This is a genomic window from Okeania sp. (assembly GCF_983059655.1).
Genome location: NZ_CEZPJD010000116.1, coordinates 1 through 14,664, shown reverse-complemented (window position 1 = coordinate 14,664; position 14,664 = coordinate 1). Strand labels below are relative to the sequence as shown.

The 14,664-nt window shown below is 37.8% G+C and carries 8 protein-coding genes; 5 read left to right on the top strand and 3 right to left on the bottom strand.

Annotation, left to right across the window (positions count from 1 at the left end; translation table 11 throughout):
- Positions 1–115: 115 nt before the first annotated feature.
- Positions 116–1,411 carry an adenylosuccinate lyase gene (gene purB, locus AC3DU7_RS09365; protein ID WP_488039081.1) on the bottom strand — a complete coding sequence of 432 codons (1,296 nt, stop codon included), beginning with the start codon at positions 1,409–1,411 and terminating at the stop codon, positions 116–118.
- A gap of 359 nt (positions 1,412–1,770) precedes the next feature.
- The gene (locus AC3DU7_RS09360; protein WP_488039080.1) at positions 1,771–2,538 is read right to left on the bottom strand and encodes a proteasome-type protease; all 768 of its coding nucleotides are present in this window, start codon (positions 2,536–2,538) and stop codon (positions 1,771–1,773) included.
- A 1,097-nt stretch (positions 2,539–3,635) separates the two neighbouring features.
- Here AC3DU7_RS09360 and AC3DU7_RS09355 point away from each other — a divergent pair.
- The 4 genes from AC3DU7_RS09355 to mutT all read left to right on the top strand — a co-directional run bounded on the left by AC3DU7_RS09355 (position 3,636) and on the right by mutT (position 8,215).
- Positions 3,636–4,592, top strand: a complete 957-nt coding sequence (locus AC3DU7_RS09355; protein ID WP_488039079.1) for an RNA polymerase sigma factor, RpoD/SigA family — start codon at positions 3,636–3,638, stop codon at positions 4,590–4,592.
- A gap of 1,239 nt (positions 4,593–5,831) precedes the next feature.
- Positions 5,832–6,173, top strand: coding sequence for a DUF760 domain-containing protein (locus AC3DU7_RS09350; protein WP_488039078.1), 342 nt, complete (start codon positions 5,832–5,834; stop codon positions 6,171–6,173).
- 296 nt (positions 6,174–6,469) lie between these two features.
- Positions 6,470–7,771: an RNA-guided endonuclease IscB gene (gene iscB, locus AC3DU7_RS09345; RefSeq protein ID WP_488039077.1), complete on the top strand. Its 1,302-nt coding sequence runs from the start codon at positions 6,470–6,472 to the stop codon at positions 7,769–7,771.
- A 42-nt stretch (positions 7,772–7,813) separates the two neighbouring features.
- A complete protein-coding gene (gene mutT, locus AC3DU7_RS09340; protein ID WP_488039076.1) occupies positions 7,814–8,215 on the top strand; it encodes an 8-oxo-dGTP diphosphatase MutT in 402 nt (133 codons plus the stop codon).
- Between the two features lie 44 nt (positions 8,216–8,259).
- On the opposite strand, the gene AC3DU7_RS09335 is transcribed toward mutT, so the two are convergent.
- Positions 8,260–10,767 (bottom strand): condensation domain-containing protein, encoded by a 2,508-nt coding sequence (locus AC3DU7_RS09335; RefSeq protein WP_488039075.1) that lies wholly within the window; start codon positions 10,765–10,767, stop codon positions 8,260–8,262.
- 1,148 nt (positions 10,768–11,915) lie between these two features.
- Between AC3DU7_RS09335 and priA the strand changes: the two genes are divergently transcribed.
- On the top strand, positions 11,916–14,531 hold the full coding sequence (gene priA, locus AC3DU7_RS09330; RefSeq protein WP_488039074.1) for a primosomal protein N': 2,616 nt from the start codon (positions 11,916–11,918) through the stop codon (positions 14,529–14,531).
- The last annotated feature ends 133 nt before the right edge of the window (positions 14,532–14,664 follow it).

Below are 14,664 nucleotides of genomic sequence, written 5' to 3'. Positions count from 1 at the left end.
TAAGGAGGGTAGCGATCGCTACTGTAGCAGCAGTAGCAGTGCCAGTAGTAGCTGTTGTGGCATTTGAAAGTTACCATCAAGAGAGAAAAAATCTCTACATACTCAAAATCTAACTTCAAATACCTAATCTTTGATACACATCATCCAAATGTTTTAAATGATGTTTCGGGTCAAAACAAGCTGCAATCTCTGCCTCAGATAACTTACTTTTAATTTCTTCATTTTTGCAGATTAAATCCTGAAAATTACCATTAGGTTGATTCCAAGCTTGATGGGCGCAAGACTGAACAATTTGATAAGCATCCTCTCGAATCATGCCTTTTTCTACTAAAGCCAAAAGCACTCGCTGACTAAAAATTACCCCTCCATAAACATTCATATTTCGCTTCATGTTTTCTGGGTAAACTAACAAATTTTTGACTAAATTAGTAGTTTCTTTCAGCATAAAATGAGTTAAAATGCAAGCATCTGGCAAAATAACCCTTTCAACGGAACTATGGGAAATATCCCGTTCGTGCCATAGAGCAACATTTTCCAAAGCAGCAACAGCATGACCCCGCACAATTCTCGCCATTCCCGTTAACCTTTCCGAACGAATGGGGTTACGTTTGTGAGGCATGGCACTCGAGCCTTTTTGACCCTTAGAAAAATATTCCTCAACCTCTAAAACATCAGTACGCTGAAGGTTACGAATTTCCACAGCAAAACGTTCTATAGAAGCAGTCAGCAACGCTAAAGTTTGCACATACTCAGCATGGCGATCGCGTGAAATTACTTGAGTAGATGCAGTATCTGGTTGAAGTCCGATTTTTTGACAAGCGATAGCTTCAACTCGTGGGTCAATATTTGCATAAGTTCCCACTGCTCCAGAAATCTTACCCACAGCAATATTATCGCGCATTTTTACTAATCTCTGGCGGTTTCGACAAACCTCTGCCAACCATCCTGCCAACTTAAAACCAAAAGTCATAGGTTCCGCATGAATACCGTGGGAACGACCCACCATCACAGTTTCCCGATGCTGTTGTGCTTGATAACGAATTGCTTGCCCCAACTCTTCAACACATGACAACAACAGATCAAGACTTGCAACCATCTGTAATCCTAATGCAGTATCCAAAACATCGGAACTTGTTAAACCTAGATGAATATATCGCCCAACATCACCAACATATTCATTCACATTTGTCAAGAAAGCAATCACATCATGGCGGACTTCTGCCTCAATTTCCAGAACCCGCTTTGGGTCAAAATTAGCCTTGGCCTTGATTTCTTCTACAGCCTCAGTAGGTATATAACCAAGTTCTGCCTGAGCTTCACAGACAGCTATTTCTACTTGTAACCAAGTTTTTAGCTTGGCATTCTCAGTCCAAAGTTCACCCATTTCGGGCAAGGTGTAACGTTCAATCACACTCTATATAAAACAAAAACGACCGTTACATTGTATAGCAGGGAACAGGGAACTTTCATTAATTGATAATGGATAATGAATAATGGATAATTACCTCTTTAACAATGGATAATGGATAATGAAAAGAAGCATTTCAGCTTTTCCTGCGGAATGCTGCGCAAACAGCTTTCAGCAAATTTTTTCTTGAGATGCCCTCGTTTGCAGAGCATTCCGGAAATACGTTGTACTATGTAAGTGCTAATTCTGATATTTACTTCTCCCTCACTCCTCCACTCCCCCCACTCCCTACACTCCCCACACTCCCCCACTCCCTAACTCCTCCACTCCCCCTACTCCCTCACTCCCCACACTCCCTCATTTCAATCAATCAAAATATCTTCCTGAGATTCTTGAGAATCATGTAACCAGTTTAAATCTGGCATTTCATCAAGAGCTTGCTTGATAGACTCCTCCCATAACTTTCGCACTTTAGCTAAGTAAGGATCGCCCAGACGCATTTGCAGACGATGCTGAATTTGAAAACTATCCTTTTCATACATTACCAAATTAATCGGAGGTCCCACAGAAAGATTAGATTTCATTGTCGAATCTAGAGAAACTAAAGCACATTTAGCAGCAGCTTCTAAAGAAGTAGAAAAACTTAAAGCACGGTCTAAAATTGGTTTGCCATACTTCGTCTCACCTATTTGTAAAAAAGGTGTTTCTTTTGTCGCACAGATACAATTCCCTTGAGAATAAATCAAAAATAATTCAGGATCTTGTCCTTTAATTTGACCGCCCAGTAAAATACTACATCCAGTGTCAATTCGATCCTTTTGTAGCCAAGAGCGGTCTTTTTCTTGAATCTCTCGAATTTTACCTCCAATGTAGCGAGCAATTTCGTAAAGGGTAGGAATAGTATGAAGATTAGTATCCTCAGATATCTTGAAGTCTTTTTTTAATTCAGTGATTACTCCTTGAGTAATTGACAAATTTCCAGAAGTGCTGATGAGGATAACCCGCTCTCCAGTCAGAGAAAAATCAAATAGCTTCAGGTAAGTGGAAATATAGTCTACTCCCGCATTAGTACGAGAGTCAGAGGCCATTACAATACCAGATTCAGTAATAATACCAAGGCAATAAGTCATATATTAAGTCACTCAACCGTTTCGCAGAAGCCAAAAACGAGTATGTAATTCTGAGGAAACTTTTCGGTGCAGAAATGCTACGCAAACAGAATGTAAATACATACTCAATAAAGTCAAAAGCCAAAAATTAAAAGTCAAAAGTTAAAAGTTCAAAAAATATACTTTATATACTCTGTCTTTTTTTTACTTTGTTAAGTATTTTTGCAAAATTTTTCTGATTTTGTTGTGCAGGATGCAATTTTTTTAAGGATTTATCAGTAATCTCTTATAATTAATCAACTTATTTAAGTAATTAAACTCATTCATCCGAAAAATCATGCTTTAGGTATAGTCATAATGCCTCATGCAATGTTAACATTCTTAACATAGTATTGAGTAGTGTAAAGGCCATAGTAATTATCTCAAGAGATAGGAAACAAAAAAGCTCTACTTTAGCACCAACCGCCAGAAGCCCCGCGCTATATCTTTCCGGATTAGCAAAAGGATAAATGGTGGGCCAAATGCTAGTAAAATAAATGATGTAGGTAAAGTTATTTTAAGAGCTAACCGCCGCCTACAAAAAGAACCTAGGTAACTGAAGGTAGGGGGTTTTACAAGGAATTGTGATTCAAAATACAGCTTGATCGTTATGTAAAACTTTCACCGAATGTAGGTAGAGCGAAAAATTAATCTCTACTCCTTCTCCGGTGGGTCAGCACGGGGAAGTAAAACCAAAGCTTGTGAAATGTCCGACGGGTTGCCGGGAGTCAACGAGAAGCTCGTGCTATGGCTCGCAAGAGTTTAGTGACGGGAGCTGTCACTTAAGACATAATCTAAATTCTCAAAAAATAGTAAAACTTCTTTTATTGTCCATAAATTCTTACAAACTAGAATCAAAAAACAAAATAGAATTCAGTTTTTTGACCATATCTAAAATCTCAGAAATCTCAAACCTATAACTTAGGATTCCTGTAGGCCAAATAAAATAATAAATGGCCATAAAACAAATTTATTAAAAAAAAATCCAAGGAAAACGTAATACCCGCCCGTTTTTCTTGCTAACTCAAATCAGGGCAATTCAAACCCTACCAGTAGATATATCTAGCGGGAGAAAAGTTATGAAGATCAAAACCTCAGATACCGATTCTGTACGCACTTACCTCAGAGAAATTGGTCGTGTACCTCTATTAACACATGAAGAAGAAATTCTTTATGGAAAACAAGTCCAACGCTTGACAACTTTGCAAGAAGTAAATCAGACTCTCGCTGAAAGTTTAGGCCATGAACCAACAATAGCAGAATGGGCTGAGGCAACAAACTTATCTAGCCGTGAGTTGCAGCGAACTATTCGTGAGGGTGAAAGAGCCAAACGAAAAATGGTGGAGGCTAATCTACGATTGGTAGTATCTGTTGCTAAAAAGTATATCAAACGAAATGTAGATTTGCTTGACTTAATTCAGGAAGGCACTATCGGTATGCAGAGAGGGGTAGAAAAGTTTGACCCTACCAAAGGCTATAGATTTTCCACTTATGCTTATTGGTGGATTCGCCAGGCTATAACTAGGGCCATAGCAGAAAAAGGTCGTACAATTCGGTTGCCGATCCACATTACAGAGAAGTTGAATAAGATAAAAAAAGCCCAACGCCAACTAACTCAAGAGTTAGGACGTTCTGCCACTACTCATGAACTAGCAGAAGAACTAGGTTTCACTACAAAACAAATTCGTGAATGTTTGGAACGCGCTCGCTTACCTCTTTCACTGGATTTACGAGTAGGGGACAATCAAGATACGGAGTTAGGAGACCTACTTGAAGATACGGGAGCTTCTCCAGAAGATTATGCTCTCCAATCCTCCATGCGTACCGATCTAGAATCAATTATGACTGACCTGACTCCCCAACAAAAGCAAGTTTTGGCATTAAGATTTGGCTTGGAGGATGGCCAAAGTATGACTCTCTCAAAAATTGGCGATCGCTTGAATATTAGTCGTGAAAGAGTAAGACAAATAGAGAGAGAAGCTCTGAGTAAACTTCGTAAAAGAAAACAAGATATGAATGATTATTTAGCTAGTTGAATTTTCTGGCGGTAAGCCCCTCGCTGTAATATTCGATTCAGCGCCATACAGGAGGGCCAGAGCATAGAATACTAATGAATACCGGGGGAGAACATCACATCTGTATAGGCTGTAATTCCTCTGTGGGTTAAAAAAATTCCGTGTTGTTGTTCAAGGGTAGCGCTGGGAATAGAATAAAAGGCAGAGGAAATAAAATAATTTTTCTCTGCTTTAGGATTTTCCGCTTTTAAATCAATTTTTAGCAGTCTACTGGTATAGTTTGTGTAAAAACTGGGTAAATATCTACTTTTTCTTTCTTTTAAATCTTCTTTCTTAGCTAAACTTTATAATCTGCTTTTACCGGACTTAAGCTCGATGGACATTAAAGATTTCAAAATGTATACACTAATATAAATATTACATCTCTATAAAGCCTATCAAAATAATACTAGAATTTTCTTCCAACCCATACATAGCTAAGATTCTACCTATTGTAATTTTTTAAATATATTTAATCATAGCTTAACATAATAGATATTGGAAATATAGCAGTTGAAACAAAGGCCACGTAAAGTTCAAGAATCTAAAACTTAGACCAGGTAAGACTTTTCCTTCTGCCTTCTGCTATACCTGAAATAATAATTTCGGTTATATCTACTTTAATATGACCATTATGCTGTTACATTAGTTTATAGGAATTGACTTCTCACCCGACTAAAAGTACGGGTGATTCTAAGCAGTTGTTCCGAATCGGTTGAAAAACACGATTCTGAAAGGCCACTAGCTGTCACTGGACTTGATTAATTTTTTCCAGTGGTGGTAGTCAAAAACCACCTACAGGCTCAAATAAGCTGACAAGAATGCCGCATACATTGCCCTTACTTTTGTCTCGCTTTCAGAGTGGTTTTACTCCAAGATCGAGCTATAAATTCCTATCCTTGCTGCCTGTTTGTCTGTGCCTTAGTCTTGGTAGAACTATGCTACTAGTTTCTTCCCGACAGGAGTTTCACCCCTACTAGCAAAGAGTCTATGGGACAAACCTTGTTCCTACTCGCATTCATAGGTATTATTCCACATTTTGGGATACTTGGGAATAAATTCCCACAACTTGTTTTCATCCAAGGGCTAAAGCCACTTGGCTTTCAACTGCACGTTTTTTTTGTAAAAATATTAACAACCGCAATATATTGTGTGGTTTAAGTCAATCAACCACACTTGACTTGTCGATATCAACAAAGTTTCTGAAACGGAGTTAGTAAAGTGACCAATAGAAGAAATCAAACGCGAGAGTTTTTTGAAGAAAGTTCAGAAGGAAATAATTTACTATGGGAATATGTCCAATCTATGAGCCCAGACACAGTTTCTCAATTATCAAAACCAAATTCTCAAGAAGTTTTTCAAGTAATGGAAAGAAACATTGTAGGACTTTTAGGTAATCTACCCTCAGAACAGTTTAATGTGAGTATAACAACCAGTAGAGAAAATTTAGGCAAGTTATTAGCTTCAGCAATGATCAGTGGCTATTTTCTCAGAAATGCCGAACAGAGAATGACATTTGAAAAATCTTTGCCAGGAAATCAAATCAGCAATAATGAAAGTTAATTAATTTAAGTCTTGATCGTCCTCTTGGTTAATTAACCACCTTTGAAAAACCTAGCCAATCCTAGACATTTCTCTCGGTTGTCTCTCAAAGGTTGCAGATTGAGTCAGTACTGACTACGTTGGCAGGTCACGACCACAATATGTGAACTCCAGCATATATCCTGGTCGCTCTAAATTAAGGAAAGCGTTTAATAGCGCCAATCGGAACTGGGTTTTGTACCGATAGTGTTTAGAGCATGAACAAGCCTGGCCAACATGATCGAGGAACACTTTACTGAAAAGGACTAGACACCACAATGTCTAACACTAATTACGTTTTCGTCATAGATACAAACAAAAAACCATTACAACCTTGCAAACCTTCTGTTGCTCGTAGATTGTTAAATTCTGGCAGAGCTTCTGTTTGGCGACGCTTTCCGTTTACTTTGATTCTCAAAAAAGCTGTTGAGCCTGTAGAAAAAACTTTAACTTTAAAGATTGACCCAGGATCAAAATTTACAGGGATGGCTTTATTAGATGGAAACAAGGCGATATGGATGCTAGAAATCCAACATCGAGGTTCCCTAATCTCAGAAAAACTTAAAAAGCGTTCTCATAGACGGAGAGCTAGAAGGACAAAAAATCTCAGATACCGTAAACCAGGATTGCCTAACAAAAAGAAGCCTGAAGATTGGTTAGCACCTTCTGTTATGCACAGAGTGGAAACTACTATGACTTGGGTCAAAAGATTAATGAAGTTTTCTCCTGTAGAATCAATATCAATGGAACTAGTTCGCTTTGATACTCAATTGATTCAAAATCCAGAAATTAAAGGAATAGAGTATCAACAGGGTGAATTGGCAGGATATGAATTGAGAGAATATTTGTTAGAAAAATGGGGTCGTCAATGTGCTTATTGCGGAAAAACAAACACACCACTAGAAGTAGAACATATTCACCCAAAGTCGAAAGGAGGATCAAACCGGGTATCTAACTTAACTATTAGCTGTAGTAAATGCAACCAAATTAAAAGCAATCGGGATGTCAAAGATTTTTTATTTGGTAAACCTGAGTTATTAAAGCGGATAGGTTCAATAGCAGCAACACCATTAAAAGATGCAGCAGCGGTTAATTCTACGCGGTGGAAATTGTTCAATAGTTTAAAGACTAGAGGTTTGGTAGTAACTACAGGTAGTGGAGGACAGACAAAATTTAACCGTAGAAAACAGAAGTTGCCAAAAGCACACTGCATAGATGCAGCTTGTGTGGGAGAAGTGAATCAGTTAGACTTTAAGACCACCCAAGCTTTAGCTGCTATATGCAAAGGGCAAGGAGGTAGACAGAAAGCAGCGGTAAATAAATTAGGCTACCCCATAAGATACAACCCACTAAAACCTATAAAAGGTTGGAATAGTGGAGACTTAGCGTTGAATACTGAAACAGGAGAAGTTGGTAGAGTTAATCCTCGCTCAAAATCAAATAGTTTTAACTTTACAGTGCCAGGACAAAAAGCAAAAAGTGTTCATGTAAGCAAATTAAAAGTTGTACATAAAAAAGATGGTTATACCTATACATTTTCTCCACAGTTGTCGATAAATGTCGAGGAAAATGCCGTCTAAAACTTAACAGGAGATTTTGTTTGAAATGGAAAAGATTGAAATATGATATTGCCTCATAAGTTAATTGGTGTTGCTGTCATCTGGAATGAAGCAGGACAAATTTTAATTGATAAACGAAGACCTGGGGGTGCGTTTGGTGGTTTCTGGGAGTTTCCAGGTGGCAAAAAAGAAGCAGGTGAAACAATAGAAGATTGCATTAAAAGAGAAATCTTGGAAGAGTTAGGAATTGATATTGCAGTAGAAGAACATCTAATTACAGTAGAACATAGTTATTCTGAAGTTAAAGTAACACTTCATGTCTACCATTGTCGCTATTTGCGGGGAACGCCACAAACGATAGAATGTGACGAGTTTAAGTGGGTGACATTAGATAATATCGAGCAATTTACATTTCCCCAAGCAAATCATCAGATTATTACTGCTCTGAAAAAAAATCCACATTAATTGACATATTCTCCGACCTTTTTTGACTACATTAACGTCAGCATTTATGAAAGATTCAACAAATAATTTTTTACCTGTTCGGCAAGTAATCGTCCTGACTTCTGGTTAAATAAGTTACCGAAAAAACCAGGAATATTTGTCACCTCAATTTCATCTTTAGCAACCTTCTGCCAACCAAGGGGTAAACCAAAGTGCCAGTCTAACATCTGAACTTCCGCTCTAAACAGTTTTATTTTTCCTGAGTAGGGTTGTGGTAAGTAGAGATTTTCAGCAATTTTGCTAGCTTGTTGCGCGCGAGTATATAGATATTCGTATGACATCTTTGGTTTATTAGTTTTGGCAGATGCAGATGTATTTTCAGACATTTTAGAAACTTTATCTATAGTTTTTGGGCGAGTTTTTTTCTGCTCTCCTAGTTTTTGCCAAACTTTCTGGGGTAATACTTTGATCTTATCCCAACTACCGTGATAATAGTAGTTTTTCCTGACCCAATATACTCCAAATTGAAGTTTTGTTTGCAGTTGACTAATAACATTTGTAGATAGAGAATTTGGGCAATAAGCATCAATCAAAATAATGCTAGCAATTTCTTCCCCTTCAGCTTGGAGTTGCTGGGCGATCTCAAAAGCAACTATACCACCAAAGCGGTGTCCTCCAAGCAGATAAGGTCCTTTTGGTTGTGCTATGCGTATTTCTTGAACACAAATTTCAGCCAGAGACTCAACTGTATTCTGAGAAACTTCTTCACCGCTGAGTTCGGGACGTTGTAGAGCATAAAAAGGTTGATCTGTACCTAACAAACGAGAAAATCTCGCCCATGTTAGTGCATCTGCTGAACCTCCATGAAAGAAAAATGGTAATCTAGAACCATGTGAGTTAATTGGTACAAGAGTTGACCATTGTGAAACTGGTTGTTCCTGACTAAGCAACAGAGCAAACTTCCGGACATTGGGTGCTTGAAACAAACTTGCTAGGGGCAATGTACAGTTAAGTTGATGCTGCATTTGATTAAATAATTCTACTGCCATGAGTGAATTTCCATCTAAGTCAAAGAAACTTGCTTCAAGATTGAGCGGACTAACTCCTAAAACAGATTCCCATATTTGAGTGAGTTTAAATTCTATGGGATTTTGTGGAGTAAAAAAACCGTCTTTTATTTCTTTTTTATTAAGTTTGAGGGAATAATTTGTATGGGATACGGTTTTCGGAGACTGATTTTCACTAATTACTGAGTTAGTCAAAGGTACAATATCGGCGATCGCCTTTGATGGGTTTTGGATAATATTATTTAAAATCTGTTCAAATTGCTCCAGTAAAGCTTGTATTATTTGAGGCTCAAAATGCTGATTTTTATAATATAATTTCACTTTTAGGATATTTCTAGGTATGACAAAAATTGTTAGATTGTAAGGGCTAATAACATCAGATTTAACATGATCTACTTGTAAATTTTTACATGATTCGCCAATTTTCATCGGATGATTTGCAATTACCAATAAACTATCAAACAATGATTTAGGTGATTGACTCCAAGTTTGAATTTGAACTAATGAAGCGTAACCATATTTACTGGCTTTTGTTTGCTGAGTTTGTAAGTTTTGCAACCAAGTCAGTATATTCTCTGCTGGAGAAATCTGTACTCGTACTGGTAACACATTATTTAGCAAACCAACAATGGTTTCAACTCCTAGCAAGTCACCCTGACGGCCGGATACTGTTGAGCCGAATAAAATATCATTATTTCCACTGTAGGTATATAGTAACAAAGCCCATATACCTTGCATTATAGTATTTAATGTCAATTTATGGGAACGCAAAAAACTACTGATATTATTTGTGGTTTCTTCTGAAATAACGATCGATAAACTGTCAGTATTAAAATTTTCAGTTTCAGGAGAAATTTCATCTCTAGATTGAGAAATTGGTAGAGGGGTGGGAGTGGTAAACCCACCTAAAATTTTTTTCCAGAAGTGACTAGCTGTAAATTCATCTTGTTGTTTTAACCAAAGGATATAGTTTTGAAAAGTTTGGAGTTCTCCCGTTGATGGAGACTCTCCCTTGAGCAATGTTTCATAGCTATCAAATACTTGATTGAGAACTATTGCTTCTGACCAACTATCTAACATCAAATGGTGACAACTCCAGATTAATTTATAGTCTAGATCGGTCAGTTGGATTAAAGCTACACGACTCATTGGAGCTTGGGTAAGGTCAAATCCTTCATTGTGGTCTTTAACCAGAAAATCAGCTAAGACTGAATCTCGATCATCTTTTTCTCGCCAGTCGAGTTGAACCCAAGGCAGTGTTACCTGCTTATCAACAACTTGCAACGGTTGTTTGTCTGACTCCCAATCAACTGAAGTTCGTAATGCTGGGTGAATGCTGAAGACAAGCTCCCAAGCTTGCTTTAATATAACTGAGTTTACTTCTCCATGGAGGTCACAACTGATATGTAGTAACCCTGTTTGGGAGGAAGTTTGCAAACTATGCCATAAAAATGCTTGTTGCAAAGAGGTTAGGGGATATATAGCTTCGATGTTTTGGTTTTCCATATCAAATTTTCTATGTTATATTGTTGATAAATTTATCTAATACCAATTTGATAAATGTTTGCTACAAATAGCTATGGTATTTCTTAGAATACAGAATACAGAATACAGAATCCAGAATTCAGAATCCAGAATTCGTATGGAGATAGATTTAATACCATTTTTAATGTTGTAAATTATCTTTTTCGTCAAATATACTTTATTTGAAAGTTTATTTATGATTCTTATTATTCGTAACATTCTTTTTTCAAAATGGTATAACTCACTCTGAGTGAGACCTACAGGAAAGTCCGAGGGACAAAGCCAATTTCATCATATTTTATGTACTGTCAAATGATAGGTTTAAGTGTACTAATATAATTTTTGGCCATTGTGCTAATAGTCTCTAGTTGATGTACTTGGCGGTCGTATCTCCAATTAAGTTGATCGATATAAACTCCTCAAGCTTCCTCCAAAGCTAGAGTATGGGATAACATACCTGTTTGAACATGGGAAAGGAGGTAAATATGTGTAACATTTTCTAACTTCATAAAGTTATACAAATTGATAAATGTTTCCTATAAATATTCATGGTTTTTTTCTAGTAGTTAGCTAGATTTAGCTTCAATACCATTTTATCCATAGAGAAGTCTGAATTAAAAAGCTTTTCTGTTCCGGAATGTTACCCTTGCCGGATACCATTATCAGGGGCACAAATTTTTAGGCTGATAGTTGTACTTATACATTATTTTAGTAGGAAAAATATGTCAAAATTAGTCTAGACAAGGAAATTACGTCAAAGTCTTAAAAATGGCTATAACCCTTGGTAATTCAGGATTGATGCCTTTTCGATGTAAAAGCCTCTGCCCATCTATAATATATTTGAGCTTATTTTCTGCCTTTATTTTGTGTAAGTCCCAATAGCTAATGGTTGATAACTTGTTAAAACATCTTAGTTAACCAAATTTTTAGTAACATTCTTTTTTCATCCTTGGTATTATACTAATTTCATCAAGTATTGCGATAGTTAATATATAGGTATTTTTGGGCATAAAGAACTAGGTAAAAAATATCATTACTACAATTTAATTACCTCATTTTTTAAAGTTTTTTGTTAAAAAACTTGTAATGTTAGTAAAATACCCTACTTGTCCCCTAGTTAATTTGGCAAAATGTCCCAAACTACTCAAGCACTCTCAAAACCAATATTGGCTGAACCTGGGTCTTCTTACACGAGCAACCATCCTCAAGAGTCGCAAGAGTGGGTGGAAGTTTTAGTTGATGTTCCTTTCAAAACTTCAACAGATGATGCTGAAGAGGAGGAAAAATTATTTACCTACAAAATACCTCCCGATCTGGACATTCAACCAGGAGACATTTTAACAGTACCCTTTGGCAGTCAACAGGTAGGAGCGATCGCTATTCGTAAAACTTCTCAACTACCAGAAGGGTTAACGAGGGAGCGCATAAAAAATGTATCGGATATTATTACTAGAGGTTTTTTCCCTCCCACTTATTGGCAACTTATAGAAAAAGTTGCTATTTATTACCAAACACCTATTATTAGAGTTATTCGTACCGCTCTACCACCAGGGTTACTCAAACGTAGTCAACGACGCATCCGCATTATAGAAGAGGCAATACCAACAGGTGCAGAAATTTTTCTCAATGCTACCGCTAAAAAAATTCTGGAAACTCTGCAAAATTCCAAAACCAAAGATTACACCTGGCAATATATCCAACGTCAAGTCAAAGGTGCTAACAGAGGATTAAAAGATTTACTCCAACGAGGTTGGGTAGAAAGTTATCTCCAACATCCTTCTCCTGCAAAACCAAAATTGAGGCAAGCTGTAACTTTAGTTGTGCAAAACTTACCCAAAGATTTAACTCCACCTCAACAAGAAGTTATGGAAGTTCTACGGCGAAACGGTGGGGAAATGTGGCAATCTGAATTGGTAGATAGTTGCAAAACTAACTCTTCTATGGTAAAAAGATTGGAAAAAAAAGGATGCGTAATTGTAGAGGAACGGGAGGTATTGCGCACCGAACAAGGTAGGGGAAATATTAGAGATCGAACAAAAGTTCTCACCGCTTGCCAAACAGAAGCATTAACAATTATTACTCATATTCAAGGATTTGCTCAAGTGTTATTACATGGAGTTACTGGCTCTGGAAAAACAGAAGTATATTTACAAGCGATCGCTCCTATTCTCGAAAGTGGCAAATCTGCTCTTGTACTTGTTCCCGAAATTGGTCTAACACCCCAACTCACTGATAGATTCCGTTCCCGTTTCGGAAACAAAGTTTATGTTTACCATGGCAGTTTAGATAAGAACGTTCGTTATGACACCTGGCGTAACATGACATGGGGTATCCCTCAAGTTATCGTCGGTACTCGCTCCGCTATCTTTGCCCCATTACCAAAATTAGGTCTAATTGTATTAGACGAAGAACACGATAATAGTTTCAAACAAGACCGCCCCGCCCCTTGTTATCATGCTCGGACTGTAGCTAAATGGCGAGCAGAGTTAGAAAACTGCCCATTAATATTAGGTTCGGCAACTCCCTCTTTAGAAAGTTGGTTAGAAACAAGAGAATACCATCCAGAAAACCTGAGTCAAGCATCTCCTAATCTACCAGAAAATAATGTAGATGAAAATGTTTCCCCAAAACCTAACACCCAAAACCTAACACCTAAAACCTATTACCTGTCATTACCAGAGCGCGTCCAATCACGACCAATGCCACCCATAGAAATAGTGGATATGCGCCAACAACTGCGACAGGGAAACCGCACAATGTTCAGCTATCCTCTACAAGAAGCACTGCAACAGTTACAAGAAACAAAACAACAAGGCATTTTATTCATCCATCGTCGCGGTCACAGCACATTTGTGTCTTGTCGTAGCTGTGGTTATGTAATGGAATGTCCCCACTGTGACGTTTCTCTTTCCTATCATTACACCCACGAAGGCGGAACTCAACTGTTACGTTGTCATTACTGCAATTACACCCAACTACAACCCCAACGTTGCCCTGAATGTGATTCTCCCTTCTTTAAATTTTTTGGCAGCGGTACTCAAAAGGTAACTCAAGAGTTAACCAGACAGTTTCCAGATTTACGATGTATTAGATATGATAGCGACACTACCCGCACCAAAGATGCACATCGAATATTGTTAACTCAGTTTGCTAATGGGGAAGCAGATTTATTAATTGGTACTCAGATGTTGACCAAAGGTTTAGACTTAGCCCAGGTAACGTTAGTAGGAGTTGTTTCTGCTGATGGGTTGCTGCATTTTTCAGATTATCGTGCTAATGAACGAGCTTTTCAAACGTTGTTGCAAGTGGCAGGTCGTGCTGGTCGTGGAGATAACCCAGGACGAGTAATTATTCAGACTTATACTCCCGAACATCCTGTGATTCAAGCAGTGCAACGTAATGATTATGAGTCTTTTGTGGAGACTGAATTACAACAACGGGCAGAACTACACTATCCTCCTGATGGGCGGTTAATTTTGTTGCGTTTGAGTAGTTATGACCCGACTGAGGTAGCGGTAACTGCTCAAAAGTTAGGGAGTGTGTTGATGGAAAAAGCGGAAGCAGGAAAATACGATTTATTGGGGCCTGCGCCTGCTCCTATTGCTAGAGTCGCTAATCGTTATCGGTGGCAGATTTTATTAAAGTTATTGCCTGGATGTGAGGATGTACCCGATCTGACTAAGTTGAGTAGTCTTTGTCCTCCTGGGGTGAGTTTGACTGTGGATGTCGATCCTATGAATTTGTGATCGACTTAGTTCAGTGGGGAAGTTAGGGCAAGACACGGATTTTGCCACGGATGCACGGATGGATGTAGTTCAGTAGTTCAGTAGTGGACTGTTTCATCTTAAATGGTGCATTAGGAAAAAAGGGTCAAACCTT